Genomic DNA, 19911 nt, shown 5'->3' on the forward strand with positions numbered 1-19911 from the left:
CTACCATCGGTCCATGAGCACCACAGCCGAAATATCTCCGCCCGACACCCCGGAAGCCGGAACAATTGCCCCCTCCAGGCTTACCGGTATTCTAGCCTTTTTGCAGGAAGCTGAGCGGCTGAAGGACACATTGCGCTCCGGCCAGTCCAGATCCGGCCGTCCGGAAAGCAGTGCGGAACACAGCTGGCGGCTGGCTCTGATGCTGGTTCTTTTTGAAAAGGAGCTGGCGGGGATCGACTTTCTGAAGCTGTTGAAACTGGCCCTGATCCACGACCTGGGCGAGGCCATTTCAGGCGATATTCCGGCCCCCTTGCAGACAGCGGGTGATAACCGGGAGGCCCGGGAGAGACAGGACTTTCAAACCCTGTGTGCGGCGCTGCCGGAAGATCTGACGGACAGCCTGTTGGGGCTGTGGGACGAGTATGCCGCTGCGGCCACAACGGAAGCCCGGCTTGCCAAGGCCTTCGACAAGCTGGAAACCATTTTTCAGCACCATTTGATGCCGCCGCAAAGCGCGGACTTTCACCGGTTCAATCTGACCTACGGGGCTGAGCGAACCGGGGCCTTTGCACTGACCCGCCAGATCCGGGAGATTGCCGATGGCACCACGAAAGAGCTGATGGCAGAGGCAGCAGGGAGCCAAGAGTGACGGCGGTGCGGACCTGAGCCCCTCAGCTCTCCACCAGGTCTTCGTCGCTGATAAACGCCATCTGCCGGACCGTTCCCGCACGGACCTCGATCATGTGGCCATGGGGCACTTCCACCCAGCACTCACCGGCCTGGTCCAGCGGCTCCGACACCACCATGACGCCATCGTCAAACGCCCGGTAATAGAGCGTCGGCGGGAAATTGTCGGAGGCATAGCGCGCAGCATAGAGCGTCTCGCCATCCGACCAGGCTGAGGCAAAGCGCATATGCGGTGCAGTGCCCGCAAATTTGGACAGGGCTTCAGCTTCAAACACTGCCCGTGCCATGGCCGCGCGCGGATGCAGCGGCAGGCCATAGGCCAGCGCGACCAGAAACAGGCACTCACTGTCAGTGCCCCCCATGCGGTGGCGGTAAAGATCATCGGGAATCATGTTGTCGAGCCGCCGCCGCACCTTGTCATAGCCACCCACCTGGCCATTGTGGATGAAACTCCAGCGCCCATGGGTGAAAGGATGGCAATTGTCGCGGATCGTGGCCGTGCCGGTCGAAGCGCGCACATGGGCCAGAAAATGCCCAGAGCGGATATGACGGGCAATCTGGAGCAGATTCGGGTCAGACCAGGCGGGCCGCACATCCTTGTACAGGCAGGGTGTGTCCCGGTCGCCATACCAGGCGACCCCAAAACCATCCGCATTCACCGCCGTCTTGCACGACAAGGCGTTGCGACTCTGATCGATCAGCGAATGCTCGGGATCGCAGATGACCTCTTCCAGATAGCGCGGTGCTCCGCTCCAGGCTGCCCAACGGCACATGGCTCAACGCTGATCCTTGTTTCTTAAGCAGCGTGCTCGATGGCAGTGAACCGCGCCTTGGATTCATCACAGATATACTGCTCCGCCAGAGGATACGGAGCCCGGGCCAGCTCATCGACTGCCGCAATGATCCTGTCCCCCTTCTCCTCCGTCAGAAGAACCGAAAAATTGAGCCGGGTCCAGCCGGGCTTCTTCAGTTCTTCACCGGAAAGAATGCCTGCCCGCATGGCGTCGGACTGCTCCTGCCCGATCTTGAGCAGCCGGTGGGCATAGGGCCCGGCGCAAGCGCAGCCGCCCCTTGCCTGAACCCCATAGGCATCAGATAGCATTCTGGTGACCAGCTGCTGGTGGATATAGCCGCCCCGCTCCAGATCGCGCACCCGGAAGGAAAACACCGGCAGCACATGGCAGGCTTTTGGGTTTCCCATGAGTTCAATTGCTGGATTGGCGCTCCACACCGAAAGCGCCTTCTCCCGCCAGGCCGCATTTCGCTGGTCCATGACCTCCTGGCCGATAGCCTCCTTGACCAGAAACACCAGCGCCGCCCGGATATCACCGACCACATTGGGGGTGCCGGCCTCCTCCCGGGCGGCAATGTCCAGGCTGTAGTCATGGCCCCAGGGGGATACAAAGCGAACGGTGCCACCGCCCGGGAAAACCGGTGCGCTGCGGCAGACCGCCGCCTTGCGGACAATCATGATACCGGACGAGGCCGGGCCGCCAATGAATTTGTGCGGGGAGACGACCACCGCGTCTTTTTGTTCATCGGTTCCCTCGCGCATATCGATGGGAAGATACGGTCCGGAGCCCGCACAGTCCCAGACACTCAGCGCACCATAGGCTTTCAGAAGCCGTGTTACGGCCCGGTCATCAGTGACAATGCCGGTGACATTGGACATTTGCGAAAACGCGCCGATGACCAGCCGGCATGTCCCCGCCCCGCGCAGAACATTCTCCAGATCCTCCAGATCCGGACCGCCTGTTTCGTCTTCTGCAATCTCGACGACATCCGCCCCGCTCTCCCGCCAGGGCAGGATATCGGAGTGATGCTCATAGGGCCCGAGAATCACAAGGGGGGTCTCGCCGCGCCGGGCCGCATCGGCAACGCCCAGAAGATGTACAAGCCGGTTCAGGCCTGCCGTGGCCCCGGAGCCGCAAAAGACAGTGGCGTAGCCGTCCCCGGCACCGCAAATGCGGGCGATTTCCGTACGGGCCGCCGAACGCATCCGGGTCATGGCGCTGCCGCAAAAGGAGGCTTCCGTGTGGCTGTTGGCATAGACAGGCAGGATGTTCTCCAGAACGAAGTTCTCGATCTGGCGCAACGCCCGCCCGGAAGCCACATAGTCGGCATAGATCATTGGGTGATCACCGTGCGGGCTGGAAACAATCGCGCTCTCGCCGATCAGGCCCTTGCGCAACCTGTCGGTCAAGCCGGGGCCTTTCAGACTGTCCTTGAAGAGGTCGAGCGCAGTTCCGGTGCTGTGGGGCATGGGTTTCTCCAGTATCATGACCACAATCATATGATCTTCAGACCGGGATCTTCCTTACCTTTCTCCTCGCAAATAGATCAAAAATTGCCTCTTATGATCTTATTTTGTCCAATTTTTCGATCAAATTAACATCTCAAATTTGACACTCGAATCCCTCTCCGCAGCTACGGCCAGTCAACACCCCATCGAAAGCCCCTGCCCCCTTCCAATGCAGTGCCTCAAGCCGGAGGCCAGCGGGAAGCGGGGCCGGCCTGTCTGCCTCCCCGCTCTTGCCGGTCAGCGTCTGCGGTGGCCGCCCGCACGGCGCTTTGAGGCTCCGCCTCCCCCGCGGTTCGGACGCGCCTGCTGGGGCCGTGTGGCCTGAGGACGGGATCGCTGCACATTGCGCTGGCGGTTCACCTGCCGGTTCCCGGCGGATCTTGCCTTGCGGTCCCGGTTCAGATTCGCCGGAACCTGACGGGTCTGCTGGGCCGGTCGGGTCGCCGGTCTCTGGGCCGGTTTCTGAGCCTGAGGCCTTTGCAGGTTCGGGCGCTGGCCGGCGGGCACTTTGGTGGTCCCGCCCCCTGCGGGCCGGTTCAGGTTCGCTCTTTCGCCTGCTGACCGCTCGCCGGGCCGCCCCACGGGTTTGCCCCGGTTCGTCTCCTGCTGGGATCTGAGCCGGTCGCCCGCAGGCCGGTTGGCCAAAGCGGCCCCGGCGCCAACTGCGGCACCCGCGCCCAGCGCAGCGCCCGCATCCAGACTGCCAAGACGGTCCTGAAGCGCCTCTTTGGAGGGCGCTGACACGTCATCCCAACGGCCACCTTCAAATTTCTGCCAAGTCTCCCCGTCCCGCCGGTAGACCGAGCCGTCACGCCCGGCAAACACATCGCTGCGCCGGTCGAGGCTGGCGACACGGCCGAGATTGCCGTCCTGTTTCCAGCGCTGCGCGGCCCCGGCCTGAAGATCCCGGGTGCGCGCCCATTGCGGCCCCGACACGGCCGCCCCGCCCCAGGACCCGTAAATGCCCCTTGCCCCACCGGCGACGATCCGGTTGCCGGTGCGCGGATTATAAGCGGAGATGAACCCGGCGCTGCCGCGCGGCCCACTGATGGCGGCCCCGCGAATGTATCCTCCGGTGCGCGGATTGTAGATCCCGCCCCCGGCAATGCCCCGGCGCGGGCCATAGGCATAGCCATAGCGGCCATAGGTGCCCCGGACCGGATTATAAAAGGCACCGATGCCGTAGGTCACCGGACGGGGAAAATAGATCGGGCGCAGGCCCGGCCGGTACCAGGGCCGGTAATACCAGCCGCTGCCATAGACAAAGACTCCCCAGGCCAGAAAGCCGGTGAGATAGCCCATTGTGTAACCGTACCAGACCGCATTGGGTTCTGTTTCATACACCCGGACATAGGTCACATTATAGACCGGGGACGAGGGTGGGATCGTATAGATCTCGTCAGGCACGGACGTGGCAACCACGAAGGGCCCTTCCGGGCTGTCGCCAACAAACCAGACCCCGTTCTGAAGCACATAATATTTGGCGCCCACCTGGATGACCTGATCATTGGTGTTGACCGCATAGGACATGGACGTGCCTTTGATCGGCTCGAATTCCGGATCGCCCGCATAGGCGATATCCGCACTGACCGAGCCGACCTCCACCCGGGCCGTGGTTGGAATGCTGGCTTTCAGCCGGGCTTGCGCCGCCTCTGACGTGCCCGGGATCGACGCGCGCACCGAATAATAGGGCGCGTCTTCGGGAATGTTCTGAAAGTCGGAGGGCATATCCGGCGTGGTGAAGGTCCAGGGGCCCTCCAGCGAGGCGGATTTGAACCAGCGCCCAGACACCAGAATGTACCAGGTGGACGTGCTCTTGAGGAAAAAGACGTCGCTGTCCGTGTTGGAGGCCCATTCCAGATCCGTGCCTGCCACCGGCTCCAGCTCCGGTTTGCCTTCAAACACGATCATTTCCGCAGGCTTGTCCGAATAGATGACCTTGGGCGCCTTGTTGTCCGCAAAAGGCTGCGGCGGGATCGCGGCACGGGTTTCGGACCAGTTGTCATCATCGGGCAGTTTGGTGATCAGCGCGGGCAGATCGGTGACCGGCTCCCAGCCGGAGGCCACATCTTTGGTCTTGAGCCAGGACTTTTCGTCCCGAAGATAGAACTCCCCTGTGTCGTCGAGCTTGAGAATGTCCCAATTGGTGTTGACCACGAAGCTGAGTCCCTGATCCCCCTTGACCGGTGCCAGGATCGGCGTGCCTTCGGTCTGAACCAGAATGGCCGGATCGTTGGAGATGAAAATGGGCGGGGCGTCAGCATTCAGGCCGTCCACATCTTCCATGCGCTGATATTCCGCAAGGCCTGCGGTGATCCGGTCTTCTTTCACGGTCAAGGTGCCGGTGGGCATGATTTTGCCGACCTGCAAGGTCAGGTCCGTCAGTGACGCCCGGTCCAGGGATGAAAAATCGAGCTGGGTGACCTGCACATCGCTCACATAGACCTCCCCCTTGTCCGGATCGGCCACCGTGGCACCGCTCACGCCAATGACACCGAAAACCGGCTGGGCGTCCTTGTCTTTCAAATATTCTGATGCGACCAGCGCCTTCAGGGTTTTGAAATTGTCCCATTCGGTGAACTGGGGCTGATAGAGGATCAAGGTGGCGCCGCTACTGGTCTGGAAGGATCTCGGCCAGCCGGTCGTCTCTTCCGATTCACTCAATTGCAGATACTGGCCGCTCACAAAGCCGTTCTGGCCATTGTAGCTGATGCTGCACCAGGCACCGGTATCGTCGCAGTTTTCAAGCTCTACCTGCGCGCCATCCGGCAGCGTGCCCAGTGCCCCGAAGCCGGTGCCCGGCCCGGAGCGGAAATTGACCTTTGCCGTGGTGACGGCCGGGGCGGCCTGCAAGCCATTGACCAGGACGGTCTGGAAAATCAGTGCTGACGACAAAATCACCGAAACAAATCTGCGCATCTGGCCCTCCCAAAGGCGTCTCATGCAGTCTGGATCCCCCGAAACGCGGCCGGACCAGGCCGGGCTGCAACGCGGAACCCGTTTTCAAAAGACCTGGCATCTGAGCGCCTCTATAAGAGACGGCGCGATGCCCGGAAAATCTCATGTCCAGATTCTGCCGGTAAGCTGCGGACAAAGGGGCTCTCACATCCCCTGCCCGGTTTGCCTTCACAATACGGCACCTGGAAAAAAATTTACGTAAGGTTGTATTCGACTCACCATGACATAAATTTGGCAGGGCCTAAAGGTCGGGAGAAATCTATATTGGCCCATTGGAACAATACTCTGAAGAGGTGCCTGTCGGCGGCCGGTCTCGGCTTTGCCGCTGTCCTTTGCGTCCCCGCTGCCGCGGCAGCGGAAATCTTTTTCTGTGAAAGCACCCGGACCCCGCAGGGATCCGCCAAATACTGCAACTTCCTGCTCTTTGACAAAGGCTTCCAGCGGCACCGGCAGATTGTTGTCGCCCAGGGGGCCCGGCGCACATTTGCAGTCAATGGGCGCTATGACCTCTTCTGCGTTCTGGTGCAGAACCATACCGGTGTTCCCGACAACATTGCCTATCGCAAACAGCAATGCCGGCAGACGGATACGGGCCGGGAGTATAAGGCACCCATCAAATCCTTGAACATGCGCCGGGGCCGTGACGCCTTCAGCACCGACGCCCCCCAGGTTGTCCGGCCAGCGGACCGCTGGTAACTTTCCCCAGTCTATCGGGGTGGGCAGGCCTTCCAGTTTTCGGGCGCCCCGGCTGGTCCAGCCGGGCGCGAGATCCATTCGGGCCCCACAGGACCCTGCGCTTAACAGGCCAGAGACGGCCGGGCACTGCGCGGGGCCAGAAGAACCGCCTGGCCGGAGCGCGCGGACTGCTGGGCGGCAAGGCCCATTTCAACCGCCCGGCTGCCATCGTCCAGAGTAACCTCCGGCCCGCTCAGCGCACCGCGCACCAGCGCAACAAAACGTTCATGCTGATAGAAGGTGGAGCCGTTATGGTCGCCTGCGTCCAGAAGCGCCGGGTCCACAGGCACCTCGAGGGTCTGCGGCCCTTTCGGTTGGCGCGGGGAAACAACCAGTTGGGCCACCGGCGGCGTACCCAGATGCTCCGGCCAGAACCGGCTGGGGCCCGGCACAAAGGCCTCGATCTTGCCTTCGGGCCCAACTGCAACGATCTCCTCCTGAAAACGGGAGCCCTCGGCAAACATGCACAGGTCAAGAAGGGCTCTGGAACCGTTGTCGAAATCGACAATCACATAACCATTGTCCAGAATGTCCGGCTGTTCGCCGTCATAGCGCTCCTCCATGTGATTGGCATCCTGCCCGGCCGAGGCCATCACACGCACCGGTTCAGCCTTGATGATCAGGCGCATGAGATCGAAAAAATGGCAGCATTTCTCAACAAACGTGCCTCCCGAATACCGGTTGAACCGGTTCCACGCCCCGACTTTGTCCAGAAACGGAAACCGGTGCTCGCGGATGGTCAGCATTTTGATGCCACCGGTCGCCGTATCCACCTGCGTAGCCAGCGCCGCGATGACGGGCATGTAGCGGTATTCCATCGCCACCCAGACCGGCGCCGGATAGTCCGCACGGAAAGCTTCCAGCTCTGCAAGGTCTTTCGGATCCGTGAAAAGCGGTTTTTCGACCAGCAGCGGCAGGGGCCGCTTGCGGCGGATCTCCTGCATTTGCGGCACATGGCAATGGTTGGGGCTGGCGATCAAGATGCAATCCAGCGCCTCTTCGTCCAGAAGCTCGGACACGGAAGCTGCAAACCGTGCATTCGGAACGATCTCCGCCGCCCAGGCCTTCATTCCGGCATCCGGCTCGAAAATCACGCTCACATCCGTATCGGGCAGAAGGGCGATATTGCGCAAATGCTCCTGGCCCATCATGCCGCAGCCGACAATTCCGTATCTCACCTTTGCAGGCATCAAAGTCTCCCTATGAACACGGGGTCTGCGCCCCGTCTATTTCAAGCGCTGAACGTAATGTGCCCTGGCCGTATCGAACCAGGTGCGCGAATATTCGACCGGCTGCGGGCGGTCCGCCCAGCTGAACCGTTCGATGAACCCTGTCAGGGTGCCGGGCTCGAGCGGGAACACGTCCGGGGCCCAGCCCGGCACCCCTGCAACCGTGACCCGGTCTTCCGCCCGGACGATCCAGAAGCCCAGATGCTTCTGGTAGTAGCGGTAAAGGGAATCCGACAGGAGGTCCCGGCTCACCGTTCCGGCGTCACCATCCAGCCAGATCTCTTCCACCGCGATCATGACATCATTGAGATATCTGAGGCGGCGGATACGCGTTGCCTCCGCACTGGTGCCGAATGCCGGCAGATCAGCCGGTTTGGCAGTTCGTCCGGCGCTTAAGACATCTGCGCGCGGCAGGCCGCCCCCTGTGAGCAGCTCCAGACGAAACATGGCATAGATGCTGTCCTGGGCACCGCCCTGGCGTATGTAGTTTCCCGACCCCTGAACCCGCTCCAGTAAGCCTTTTTCCGTAAGGTCTGCCAAGGCCTTGCGCAGGGTACCGATGGAGATTCCCAGCTCATCGGCCATGTCCCGCTCCGGCGGCAGGCGTTCACCGTCTATCAACCGCCCGGCCGCGATATCCCGGATCAGAAGCTCGCTGATCTGCAGGTACAAAGGCAGCGCATTGGACGATTGCGGAGACGAGGACATGGGGCTTGCGGTGACCGGCCTTGGACAAATTGATACACTATTGATTTACATCAATGCGGATGATAAGCAAGATTAAATCGACGGTAAAGTGAACCCGTCCGAAAACAAACGAAACCAGGGAGCCCCTTCATGACAATCGTCCCAGTGACCTCGCCGGATCTCGAGGCCGCGGAAGTATCCTGGTTTTCCGCGCTGTGCTCCGACGACTATCAGTTTCTGGGCGTCCCTGAAGGCGATCTGCGCTCGTCCTGGGAGCATTGCTCGGACATTGTGAAGACCGCTGAAGAGCAAGGGTTCCGCAACATCCTGTGCCCCTCCTCCTATCAGGTGGGCCAGGACACCTTGTCCTTTGTGGCCGGGTGCGCCCCGATCACCGACAAGATCAATCTTCTGGCAGCCGTGCGCTGCGGCGAGATGCAGCCGATCATGCTGGCGCGCACCATCGCGACCCTCGATCACATGCTGAAAGGCCGCCTGACAGTCAATATCATTTCCTCAGATTTTCCGGGCGAACAGGCGGACAGCAGCTACCGCTACCAGCGCTCGCGCGAGGTGGTTGAAATTCTCAAACAGGCCTGGACCCGTGACGAGATCAACTATGAAGGCGAGATCTATACCTTCAAGGACCTGACCACTGATCCCGCCCGCCCCTATCAGACCGGCGGCCCGCTGCTCTATTTTGGCGGCTATTCCCCGGCCGCTCTGGAGCTGTGCGGCCAGCATTGCGACGTCTATCTGATGTGGCCGGAAAAGGTGGAAGAGCTGGAAGGCCGCATGAAGGCGGTGAATGCGGTGGCTGAACGCTATGGCCGCACCCTCGATTACGGCCTTCGGGTTCACATGATCGTGCGAGACACCGAACAGGAAGCCCGGGAATATGCCGACTACATCATCTCCAAGCTGGAGGACGACCGGGGCACAGCCATCCGCGAACGGGCGCTGGATGCCAAGTCCCTGGGGGTGAGCCATCAGGCCAAGAACCGTGACATTGCCGACGAGTTTGGCTATATCGAGCCGCATCTTTGGACCGGTGTCGGCCGGGCCCGCTCCGGCTGCGGCGCCGCCCTGGTCGGCTCTACCGATCAGATCATGTCCAAGATCGAGGCCTATCAGAAGACGGGCATCCGCGCCTTCATCTTCTCCGGCTATCCGCATCTGGAAGAGGCAAAACACTTCGGCGCGCGCGTTCTGCCGAACCTGAAGACCTGCTCGCTTCCCCACGAATACGGCCGCGTTCCGGCCGCCCCCCCTGCAACCCCGCTTGGCAATGGAGTCCGCCGCTGATGCAGCGCGTATCGCTTTCCGAAACCCTCACCTTTTCGCGTCTGATTTATGGCATGTGGCGTCTGGGGGATGATACGGACACCTCACCCGCCCATGTGGAGCGTAAGATCCAGCTGTGCCTGGACCAGGGCATTACCACTTTCGACCAGGCTGACATTTATGGCGGCTATGCGGCAGAAGCCGTGCTGGGCGGCGCGCTCAAGGCCAACCCGGCCCTGCGCCAGAAAATGGAAATCGTCACCAAATGCGACATTGTCGCCCCTGCCGGGCGCTATGCGGCGGCGAAGGTGAAACATTACGACACCAGCCGGGCGCATATTGAAAAGTCGGTCGACCTGTCCTTGAGCGAAATGGGCATCGAGACCATTGATCTCCTGCTCATTCACCGGCCCGATCCGCTCATGGACCACCTGGAAACGGGCTCGGCTCTGGATGATCTGGTGGCAAGCGGCAAGGTGCGCGCCGTTGGCGTCTCCAATTTCCGCCCTTGGGACTGGGAGCTGCTGCAATCGGCCATGACGACCAAGCTGCTCACCAACCAGATTGAGATTTCGCTCGCCGAAATTTCGCCCTTCACCAATGGCGATCTGGCCTTCCACCAGCGCCTTGGCACCAAACTGATGGCCTGGTCGCCGCTTGGCGGCGGTTCGCTGATGTCGGAAGACGGCAAACTGGGCGCAGTTCTTGACGAGATCGCCGAAGGGGCCGGTGTCGACCGCTCTGCCGTCGCCATCGCCTTCCTGCTGGCCCATCCGGCCGGGCTTCTGCCGGTTATGGGGACCAACACCCTTGAGCGGATCGCGCGGATATCCGACGCGCTGAGCGTCACCCTGGACCGTGAGACCTGGTACCGGCTCTATGAAGCTGCCCTTGGAACCGAGGTGCCCTGATGACCATGCAAAATGCCAATCATCCTGTGACTTTCTCGCCGGATGCGGACAATACCCGCCTCCTGCGCGATGCCTTCGGCCGGTTCGCAACCGGTGTGACCATTGTCACCACCAGCTCCGAAGACGGGCCGGTCGGTATTACCGCCAACAGCTTTTCCTCCGTCTCCCTGGACCCGCCGCTGGTTCTGTGGATGCCGGACAAGGGCTCGCGCCGGTTCCGCTACTTTGAAACCGCCGAACACTATGCCATTCATGTGCTCAGCCATCATCAAGCGGAAGTGTGCAACGGCTTTGTCCGCAATGCCCACGCCTTTGACCAGCTGCCGCACCGGATCGATGACCGGGGTGTCCCGCTGATCGATCACTGCCTGGCGCGGTTTGAATGCAAGCGCTTTGCAGCCTATGAAGGGGGTGATCACCTGATTGTTCTGGGACAGGTGCTGAAGGCAGAAATGCGCCATGGGGAGGCGCTGACTTTTTTTGCGGGCAAATTGGGGCAAATCGCTCCAGAATAGGGGCAAAACCATACAGCGGGACAGACCCTGTCCCGGCGATAATAATATTCTGGGAGGAAGCCCGAATGGGGGCATTGCTGGCGGTTCTTACACCGCTCGCCTTTGTTAATACGCAGCTTTTGCGTCTTGGGCGTGCCATCGGCATCGTGGCCGTGGCCTTGATGGTGGCAGCCATTCTGGTGCAGGTCGTCTTCCGCTATGCGCTGAACAACGCCCTGCCCTGGCCCGATGAAGCGGCCCGCTTCTGCATGTTGTGGATGGCCGGCTTGATGGCCCCGACCGCCTTCCGGCGCGGCGGGTTTGTCGCCATCGACATGTTCGGCCAGGCCCTGCCTCATTTTCTGGGACAAGTGCTGTCGCTGCTCCTCCTTGCCCTCTCGCTTCTGGTTCTGGTGATCGCCATTCAGATCGGTTACGGCGAAGTCACCGGCTTTGGCGGCAAATTCGCCACCGCCTCCCTTTATGTGCCCGGCAACCTGACCCTGACGGAGTGGATCCGGGTGCCCCGCAGCTGGATGATGATGTCGCTCTTTCTCGGGGTCTGCCTGCTGGCGCTGGTCAATATCGAACTGATACTGCGCAGCGTGATTTCCCTTGTTGGCGGCGCGGGCCGCCTGCCGGACATTCCCGATACGGACATGGCAGGGGCGGACTGATGCTGATCTGGTTCCTGCCCGTCTTTCTGATCTTCCTGATGATCGGCCTGCCGGTCTTTTTCGGCCTCTTGGCCGCCCCTGGCCTGTTGTTGTGGCTGAACGGTCAGGAACGGGACATCACGCTTCTTTATCGCAACGTCTACAATGGGATGGATAGTTTTCCTCTCATGGCGATTCCGTTTTTCATGCTCGCGGGCGAGCTGATGAACAAGGGCGGTATCACCTTGCGCCTTGTGGAATTTTCCCAGGCGTTGATGGGCCATCTACGGGGTGGGCTGGCCCATGTGAACATCCTGTCCTCGATGCTGTTTGCCGGCCTGTCCGGGTCTGCGGTGGCCGACACCTCGGCGCTCGGCTCCATGCTGATCCCGGCCATGGAAAAACAGGGCTACACCCGCCGGTTTGCCGCTGCCGTCACCGCCGCCTCCTCTGTCATCGGACCGATCATTCCGCCCTCAGGCATCATGATCATCTATGCCTATGTGATGGGGGAAAGCGTGGCGGCGCTGTTCCTGGCCGGGATCGTACCCGGTGTCATGGTTGGCGTCGGGCTGATGCTGATGGTCCGGCTGATGGCGGACAAATACGACCTGCCCAAGGCCCAGCGCATCGTCAATCCGGGGCAGACCATCGCGCCGGTGGAACACTGGTTCTCATTCGTGCTTTTGCGTCTGAACCTTGCCATGCTGGCCAGTTTCGCAGCCAGCTTTACGGCAAGCAAACTGGGGTATGACGCCTTTTCCACACCTGTGACCCTGCTTCTCTTCGCCGTGATGATGGGGCTGGCCCATGTCTTGCTCCTGGGCCTGCGCGGCACTGTGTCCAGCGATTTCCGCATGGTCTGCAAAAAGGCGGTTGCCCCGCTTCAGACCCCGATCATCATTCTCGGCGGCATTCTTTTAGGCGTCTTCACGCCGACAGAAGCTGCGGCCGTGGCCGTGGCCTATGCGCTGATTATCGGTTTCTTCGTGCTCCATTCCATCAAGATGGACGAGCTGCCCGGCGTGCTCAGCCGGGCGGGCATCACCTCCGCGGTTGTCCTGCTGCTGGTCGGGGCGGCGATGGCCTTCAAGACCGTTGTCAGCCTCAGCCATGCGCCGGAAATCATGGCCGATTTTGTGCTGTCCCTGTCCAACAATCCCCTGATCCTGCTGCTGCTGATCAACCTGCTCCTGTTTGTCGTGGGCATGTTTCTGGATGCGGGGCCTGCGATCATCATTCTGGGACCGATCCTAGGGCCCATCTTCACATCCATGGGCGTTGATCCCATTCACTTTGCCATCATCATGAGCGTGAACCTGACCATCGGTCTGGCGACCCCGCCCATGGGGCTGGTGCTTTTTGTTGCCGCGTCGGTTTCACGCGAACGTGTGGAAACCATCGCCAAAGCCATCCTGCCGTTCCTGGCGGTGGAGATAGTGGTGATCTTCCTGATCACTTATTTTCCGGCACTTTCGATGACGATCCCCCGTCTCACCGGATTTGCCAACTGATCTTGAGCGAATAATGGGAGGTACCTGATGCTCAAATCTGCCCTTAAGACCTTTACCGTCGCGGCCATGCTCGCCGGTTCGGCCCTCAGCGCCGCAGCCGCCGACTACACGCTGCGCGCAACGGCCAATTCCAACGAAAACGACGAGGACTATGACGGCCTGGTCGTGTTCAAGAATTTCGTCGAATCCGCCTCTAACGGCGCTATCGAGGTGGAACTCTTCATCGGCACCCAGTTGTGCTCCAATGGCGCTGAGTGCCTGCAAGGGGTCGCTGGTGGTGCCATCGACATCTACATCTCCACCTCCGGCGGGGCGTCCGGCATCTTCCCCTATGTTCAGGTTCTCGACCTGCCTTACATGATGTCCGACGACCGGATTGCCGAGCATGTCCTGTCGGGTGAATTCGCCCGTACCATGCGCACCATGGCCCTGGAAGACAGCGACAACACCATCCGCCTGATGACCATCGGCAACACCGGCGGCTGGCGGAACTTTGCCAACACCAAGCGGCGTATCGCCAATCCCTCCGACATGGAAGGCTTGAAGATCCGCACAGTGGTCGCCGACCTGCCACAGGAACTGGTCAAGGCTCTTGGCGCGTCCCCGACCCCGATCCCGTGGCCTGAGCTGTTCACCTCCTTCCAGACCGGCGTCGTGGAGGGCTCCAAGAACGGCATCACCGACATCATGAGCATGAAGTTCCCGGATGCGGGCCTGCAATATGTCACCCTGGACGGCCACGCCTATATGGGCGCTCTGTGGTGGATGAACAATGAGAAGTTCCTGTCCATGCCGGAAGATTTGCGCCGGGTGGTGGTCGATGGCTTCTATGCCCTGCAGCAGGCAACCTTCGCCTCGCCGAAGCGCAAATCCATCAAGGCCTATGAGGATTTCGTGGCCGGGGGCGGTGATCTTTATGTTCCGACCCCGGAACAGAAAGCCGCTTTCAAGGAAGCCGCCTCCCCGGTCTATGACTGGTTCAAGTCCAATGTGACCCGGGGCGACGAGATCTTCGGCGCACTGGAGGCAGCCGTTCAGGAAGCGGAAACTGCCGTCAACGGAGCACGCAACGCCGACCTGAACTAGGCTTATACACACAGGCATGTCCGGCCAAGGCCGGGCATGCCCACCGGTTTTCCTGCACACTTTTGGCCCGGAACACTGCATCGCCCGCTGGCACCAAGACCTGAGACGACATCCAGCGCCTGAAGGCTTGCCCCTCCCGGGCAGAAGCGCCGGGTTTCCGCTCACGCGGTTTCAGGACGGGACGGCCGCACAGGGCCCATGAACCCTACCGGAACGGATACATCCAGACCTTGTAATCATCGACCAGGATATGCGCTTTTTCGATTTCATCCGGGGTCATTTTCTTGACCACTTCCTCAAGGGAGATTGCCGCATCGGGATCGCCGCCGATGGCGGAGAGCGTGTACCACATATAGGCCCGCACCAGATCCGGCGCGGGCACCCCCCGGCCGATTTCGTAATACCAGCCGATCCCGGACTGGGCGCCCGGATGCCCCTTCATGGCACTTCTGAGATACCATTCAAAAGCCCGCTGATCGTCCCGCTCCACGCCGAGCCCCATGGCATAAAGAACGCCGATCAGTTCCTCCGCATCCGCATTGCCGGACCGGGCCGCAGGCCACAATTCGGTCATTGCCTCTTCAAAGCGGCCCGCCTCCATCAGATCGCGCGCCTCTTCGATGTCCGCTGTGGCGGGACCGGACAAAAGCCCCACAAGCAGGGCCAGGCTCAGACCAAACTTCCGGCAGCCCGCAAACAGAGCGGTGTGATATGGTATGGACTTCACGTCGTCTGGCTCCCCCTGATCGCACTGATCTCCTCCCCGGCCCTTGCCGCCGGTCTGCCCGAGCCGCTCACCACTGATGATTTCATTTTAGCCGACCGGAAACAGGCAGCGCTCGGACAGCTCCTCTTTTACGACAGGATCCTGTCCGGCAACAGGAATATTGCCTGCGCCACCTGCCACCATCCCGCATTTGGCACCAGCGACGGCCTGTCCCTCGGCATTGGTGAAGGCGGGGTTGGCCTGGGGCCTCAGCGCAGCGCCCTGGTGGCGGAGAACCGGATTAAGAAACGGATTCCGCGAAATGCGCCAGGCCTTTGGAATATTGGCGCAAAATCCATCCGAACCATGTTCCACGATGGCCGCCTGTCGCTCTCCGACGTCTATGGCAACGGCTTCAATTCCCCGGCCGAAGAGTGGCTGCCGGACGGGCTGCCCTCGCTTCTGGCGGCCCAAGCGCTCTTTCCCCTGGTGGCCCAGTTTGAAATGGCGGGAAACCCGAAGGAAAACGAGATTGCCGGGGCCATCCATAACCGCATAGATGCCGCTTGGCCGATCCTGGCGAAACGGGTGCGCATCCTGCCCGGATATGGCCGGAGATTTGTCGAGGCGTTCGAGCATATCAAAGCCCCCGAAGAGGTTACTATTGTAGAGATCGCGGCGGCTCTTGCGGCCTTCCAGACCCTGGAATGGACGAGTTACGACAGCCCGTTCGACCGATATCTTGCCGGAGACACAGCCGCGCTGACTTCGCAGCAACAGCGCGGTCTTGATCTTTTCTACGGCAAGGCCGGGTGTGTCTCGTGCCATTCGGGCCAGCTCCTGAGCGATCAGAAATTCCACGCCCTTGGCCTGCCGCCTTTCGGCCCCGGCCGCACCCGCCGGTTTGACCCGGTGGTGCGCGATGTGGGCCGGATGGGGGAAAGCGACCGGCTGGAGGACGCCTACCGGTTCCGCACCCCCATGCTGCGCAATGTCGAATTGACAGCCCCCTATGGCCATAACGGCGCCTATCCCACCCTGGAGGGCATCGTGCGCCACCATCTGGCCCCCGGCGCGATGCGGGCCGCCTGGCAACCTGCCACGGCCAATCTTCCCAGTGCCCCCTGGCTGGAGGCCATTGATTTTATCGTCTGGTCAGACAGGCGGGAACTGGCCCGCCAGGCCCGTTTTCAGGACCTCACGCCCGTGGACCTTGCCGACACGGACGTGGCCGCCCTCGTTGCCTTTTTGAAAGCCCTGACCGGAACCCGTTCCGTGACCTCCCCTCCTTTCGGCATACCCGACTGGGTTCCAAGCGGTCTGCCAGTCGACAGATAGAAAGCAACAGGATTTTTCATGAACATGCCTTTGAAGGACCGCGCCAGCCAGCTGTTTCCCGGCATTGCCATTGCCGGGCTCGTTGCCATTTCCGCACAGTTTCTCAATGAGCACTACGGCGCACCGTCCATGCTGATGGCGATCCTGCTTGGCATGCCGCTCAATTTCCTGTCCGAGGAACACCGCACTTCGGAGGGGATCGCCTTTTCCGCCAAGGTGCTGCTTCGGGTGGGGGTGGCCCTTCTGGGCGTGCGCATCAGCGTTGAAATGGTCCAGTCCCTCGGCCTGCCCTTCCTGCTTCTGGTGGTGCTGGGTGTGCTCGCCACAATCGGCTTTTCCCTTCTGATCGGCCGCCTGTTCGGCAAGGATCGGCTGTTTTCCTTCCTGTCTGGCGGCGCGGTTGCCATTTGCGGCGCGTCGGCGGCCATGGCGATCGGTTCGATCCTGCCCAAACGCGAACATGCGGAACGGGACCTGGCTTTCACCGTCATCACCGTGACCGTCCTGTCCACCCTGGCAATGATTTTCTATCCGATTCTGACCGGAGCGCTCGGTCTCACGCCGGATCAGACCGGCGTTTTTCTGGGGGGGACCATTCACGATGTCGCCCAGGTGGTCGGCGCCGGGTTTTCCGTCTCCGAGGAAACCGGCGACCTGTCCACCCTGGTCAAGCTGATCCGGGTAACCATGCTGGCCCCGATTGTGCTGGTTGCCGCGCTGATCCTGCGCAAGAGCTCTGAGCCCGGCGCGGCCCGGCCGCCAATCATGCCCGGCTTTGTTGTGGCGTTTTTGATCCTGGCGGGACTCAATTCCTTTGGCCTCATCCCCGGGGCGGTCAAGGATCTGGCCAGCCACGTTTCCCGCTGGGCGCTTCTGGCCGCCATTGCCGCCGTCGGCATGAAAACCTCAATCCCGAAACTTTTGGATGTCGGCGGCCCGGCCATCTGGATGCTGGTCACCCAGACTGCATTCCTGGCGCTTTTCGTCCTCGGCGGCATCTGGTTGATCGGGTAGGATGGCCGCAAGCCCGGCACGCTGCGCGCCCCGGCCTGTGCGCCGGGGCCACATCAAGGCCGTCCAGGGGGCCCGGATCTCCGCTGCTCTGCGTCCGGGACGGCACCTTTGAGAAGACGTACAGGAGAGAACAGCCTCCGGCAGACACGCCGGGATCTGGACTGCCTAAGGGTCTCAAAACAGGCTTCGAACTGCGGTTTTCGGTCTGAAACCCCAAGCGGGGCTTTTCTTGATCCCTTGAGTGTGAAATATAGCGGCGGTCCCTGGAGCGGGACGCCCCAGCGAGCCTGTGGCCACAGCCTGACGGCCTCCTGCCCTGGCAGCCACTTTATCGAAAGCGTTCGGATGAAAAGCTACATCACAACCCCGATCTACTACGTCAACGGTTCTCCGCATATTGGCCACGCGTTCACATCGATCATGGCTGATATCCTGAAGCGCAACCGGCAGGCGATGGGGTATGAGATGATGCTGTCCACCGGCGTGGACGAGCATGGCCAGAAGAATCAGGAAGCTGCGGCGGATCTCGGCATGCCGGTCGGGGACTATCTCGACATGCGCTGCAAGGAATTCCGGGATGTCTTTGAACAGCTTGGCGTCGAATTCGATTATTTCGTGCGCACCAGCCGGGAGGGCCACAAGACGGCCGTCGCGGAGCTGGAGCAGCGTATCTTCGACAAGGGCCTGATCGTCAAGAAGCAATATACCGGCATCTATTGCAAGGGCTGTGAGGAGTTCAAGAAAGAGAGCGACCTCACCGAGGACGGGCAATGCCCGCTGCATCCGACCATGAAGGTGGAGCAGACGGACGAGACCAACTACTTCCTGCAAATGGAACCGTTCCGGCAGCAGCTTCTGGATCATATCGCGGCAAACCCGGATTTCGTGCAGCCCGAGCCCTTCCGCAACGAGCTGACAAAAATGCTCGCCGAACCGCTGGACGATCTGTGCATCTCCCGGCCGAAATCCCGCGTGACCCTCGGGGTGGACCTGCCGTTTGATCCCGAATTCGTCACCTATGTGTGGTTCGACGCACTCGCCAACTACCTGACCAATATCGGCTGGCCAGACGACGGCTATCAGGACTGGTGGGCCGCCTGTGAACATATGATCGGCAAGGACATCTTGAAGCCGCACGGGGTCTACTGGCCCCTGATGCTGGTGGCTGCCGGACTGCCTCTGCCGAAAAAGCTGTCCGTACACAGCCACTGGGTCGGGGCCGGCGGGGTGAAAATGTCGAAATCCATCGGCAATGTGGTCGATCCGATCGAGGTCATGGACAAGCTCGGCGTAGATGCCCTGCGCTGGTATCTGGCCCGCCACATGCGCGCGGACAGCGACAGCCAGATTTCGGTCGAGCTGATCACCCAGACCTATAACAGCGAGCTGGGCAACAAGATCGGTAACCTGCTGTCGCGGGTCGCCAAGTTCTCCAACAAGAATTTCGGCGGCAAGGTTCCGGCGCCCGGACCACTGAGCGCGGAGGACGAGGCCTTGCGCAAGTCAGTTGTCGAGGCGACCTCCGGCTTCAGCCGCTGGATCGACCTTCAGGACATTCCGGCGCATAGCCAGGCCATCGTGACGCTCGCGGAAGAGATGAATGAGTACATCGACAAGCAGGCGCCGTGGACGCTGTTCAAGAGCGAAGACACCCGAGAGCGCTGCCAGACGGTGATCTACGTGACCCTCGATTGTCTGCGCGTGATCATGGAGGCACTGCAGCAGGTCATTCCCGGCTCCGCAGACCGGGCGCTCACCATGCTGAACGCACCTGTCGTGGCCTCTCCGTGGGGCCCGGAACTGGACCGCCTTGAAGGCGGCCAGGCGCTTGGCGAGATTGAAAACCTCTTCCCCCGGGTCCAGTAACCGGGCGCGTTTGACGGCCAAAAGAAGCCATGAGATGCGCGCGCAGAGCGTTACACCAAGCGCAATTGATGATGGTCTATTTGGGGCAGGCCTTGCGCCCCGCCGCAGGATGCCTTGTCGAGCTGCCCGCTCCGGCCATGCCGTTTCCCTTTCATCATCCCGGCCGCAGCGCAACGGAGAGCCGGACCCCGGTACGCCGCATTGGCTGCGGATCATATGCAGTTGGGCGGCGGCTGGAAGCCTGCCTTCGCAGGACCGACAAGAGCGCGAGATGGGGTCAAGCGCAGGCTGAAGAGCGCGAAATCTTGCACGTCACACCTGATAATACCAACCTGCACTACTGTCCGGGAAAATTGAATTGGAATTGATTTTCCGGATTTTGTTTGTCGACCCTGTCGTTTGGATTTAGCAGTCGGGTTATGTCGCATAAGTTGTGGATGTGGT

At 61.1% G+C, this 19911-nt stretch carries 17 protein-coding genes; 11 read left to right on the forward strand and 6 right to left on the reverse strand.

Annotated elements, in window-relative coordinates; translation table 11 throughout:
* Nucleotides 1–13: 13 nt before the first annotated feature.
* Complete coding sequence (locus ACXAH0_RS21390; protein ID WP_475194935.1) at nucleotides 14–649, forward strand: HD domain-containing protein; 636 nt, start codon at nucleotides 14–16, stop codon at nucleotides 647–649.
* Between the two features lie 22 nt (nucleotides 650–671).
* Here ACXAH0_RS21390 and ACXAH0_RS21395 read toward each other — a convergent pair whose 3' ends face one another.
* From ACXAH0_RS21395 to ACXAH0_RS21405, 3 genes are all read right to left on the reverse strand, one after another.
* A complete protein-coding gene (locus ACXAH0_RS21395) occupies nucleotides 672–1460 on the reverse strand; it encodes a class II glutamine amidotransferase (protein WP_475194937.1) in 789 nt (262 codons plus the stop codon).
* Nucleotides 1461–1483: 23 nt separating this feature from the next.
* On the reverse strand, nucleotides 1484–2950 hold the full coding sequence (locus ACXAH0_RS21400) for an aminotransferase class V-fold PLP-dependent enzyme (RefSeq protein ID WP_475194940.1): 1467 nt from the start codon (nucleotides 2948–2950) through the stop codon (nucleotides 1484–1486).
* A 276-nt stretch (nucleotides 2951–3226) separates the two neighbouring features.
* Nucleotides 3227–5908, reverse strand: a complete 2682-nt coding sequence (locus tag ACXAH0_RS21405) for an SH3 domain-containing protein (RefSeq protein ID WP_475194942.1) — start codon at nucleotides 5906–5908, stop codon at nucleotides 3227–3229.
* Nucleotides 5909–6211: 303 nt separating this feature from the next.
* Between ACXAH0_RS21405 and ACXAH0_RS21410 the strand changes: the two genes are divergently transcribed.
* A complete protein-coding gene (locus ACXAH0_RS21410; protein WP_475194943.1) occupies nucleotides 6212–6643 on the forward strand; it encodes a hypothetical protein in 432 nt (143 codons plus the stop codon).
* Nucleotides 6644–6744: 101 nt separating this feature from the next.
* Here ACXAH0_RS21410 and ACXAH0_RS21415 read toward each other — a convergent pair whose 3' ends face one another.
* Together ACXAH0_RS21415 and ACXAH0_RS21420 are read right to left on the reverse strand one after the other, a co-directional pair.
* Complete coding sequence (locus ACXAH0_RS21415; RefSeq protein WP_475194945.1) at nucleotides 6745–7872, reverse strand: Gfo/Idh/MocA family protein; 1128 nt, start codon at nucleotides 7870–7872, stop codon at nucleotides 6745–6747.
* A gap of 36 nt (nucleotides 7873–7908) precedes the next feature.
* Nucleotides 7909–8619, reverse strand: coding sequence for a GntR family transcriptional regulator (locus tag ACXAH0_RS21420; protein ID WP_475178492.1), 711 nt, complete (start codon nucleotides 8617–8619; stop codon nucleotides 7909–7911).
* Nucleotides 8620–8748: 129 nt separating this feature from the next.
* Here ACXAH0_RS21420 and ACXAH0_RS21425 point away from each other — a divergent pair, with 129 nt between their 5' ends.
* The 6 genes from ACXAH0_RS21425 to ACXAH0_RS21450 all read left to right on the forward strand — a co-directional run bounded on the left by ACXAH0_RS21425 (nucleotide 8749) and on the right by ACXAH0_RS21450 (nucleotide 14543).
* Nucleotides 8749–9903, forward strand: a complete 1155-nt coding sequence (locus ACXAH0_RS21425; protein ID WP_475194947.1) for an LLM class flavin-dependent oxidoreductase — start codon at nucleotides 8749–8751, stop codon at nucleotides 9901–9903.
* On the forward strand, nucleotides 9903–10793 hold the full coding sequence (locus tag ACXAH0_RS21430; RefSeq protein WP_475178488.1) for an aldo/keto reductase: 891 nt from the start codon (nucleotides 9903–9905) through the stop codon (nucleotides 10791–10793). The genes ACXAH0_RS21425 and ACXAH0_RS21430 overlap by 1 nt, the downstream gene beginning before the upstream one ends.
* Complete coding sequence (locus ACXAH0_RS21435) at nucleotides 10793–11308, forward strand: flavin reductase family protein (RefSeq protein WP_475178486.1); 516 nt, start codon at nucleotides 10793–10795, stop codon at nucleotides 11306–11308. Before ACXAH0_RS21430 ends, ACXAH0_RS21435 begins: the two co-directional genes overlap by 1 nt.
* A gap of 65 nt (nucleotides 11309–11373) precedes the next feature.
* Nucleotides 11374–11964: a TRAP transporter small permease gene (locus ACXAH0_RS21440; RefSeq protein ID WP_475194950.1), complete on the forward strand. Its 591-nt coding sequence runs from the start codon at nucleotides 11374–11376 to the stop codon at nucleotides 11962–11964.
* The gene (locus ACXAH0_RS21445; RefSeq protein WP_475194951.1) at nucleotides 11964–13457 is read left to right on the forward strand and encodes a TRAP transporter large permease; all 1494 of its coding nucleotides are present in this window, start codon (nucleotides 11964–11966) and stop codon (nucleotides 13455–13457) included. Before ACXAH0_RS21440 ends, ACXAH0_RS21445 begins: the two co-directional genes overlap by 1 nt.
* Nucleotides 13458–13484: 27 nt before the next feature.
* A complete protein-coding gene (locus ACXAH0_RS21450; protein ID WP_475194954.1) occupies nucleotides 13485–14543 on the forward strand; it encodes a TRAP transporter substrate-binding protein in 1059 nt (352 codons plus the stop codon).
* 205 nt (nucleotides 14544–14748) lie between these two features.
* Here ACXAH0_RS21450 and ACXAH0_RS21455 read toward each other — a convergent pair whose 3' ends face one another.
* A complete protein-coding gene (locus tag ACXAH0_RS21455) occupies nucleotides 14749–15270 on the reverse strand; it encodes a tetratricopeptide repeat protein (protein WP_475194956.1) in 522 nt (173 codons plus the stop codon).
* Between ACXAH0_RS21455 and ACXAH0_RS21460 the strand changes: the two genes are divergently transcribed.
* The 3 genes from ACXAH0_RS21460 to metG all read left to right on the forward strand — a co-directional run bounded on the left by ACXAH0_RS21460 (nucleotide 15250) and on the right by metG (nucleotide 19467).
* Entirely contained in the window at nucleotides 15250–16587 is a 1338-nt protein-coding gene (locus ACXAH0_RS21460; RefSeq protein WP_475194958.1) for a cytochrome-c peroxidase, read from the forward strand. The two genes, ACXAH0_RS21455 and ACXAH0_RS21460, sit on opposite strands and share 21 nt — an antisense overlap.
* 24 nt (nucleotides 16588–16611) lie before the next feature.
* On the forward strand, nucleotides 16612–17601 hold the full coding sequence (locus ACXAH0_RS21465) for a YeiH family protein (RefSeq protein WP_475178785.1): 990 nt from the start codon (nucleotides 16612–16614) through the stop codon (nucleotides 17599–17601).
* A 345-nt stretch (nucleotides 17602–17946) separates the two neighbouring features.
* On the forward strand, nucleotides 17947–19467 hold the full coding sequence (gene metG / locus ACXAH0_RS21470; RefSeq protein WP_475194960.1) for a methionine--tRNA ligase: 1521 nt from the start codon (nucleotides 17947–17949) through the stop codon (nucleotides 19465–19467).
* The last annotated feature ends 444 nt before the right edge of the window (nucleotides 19468–19911 follow it).

It is taken from the genome of Roseibium sp. AWQ4_290 (genome assembly GCF_056160985.1).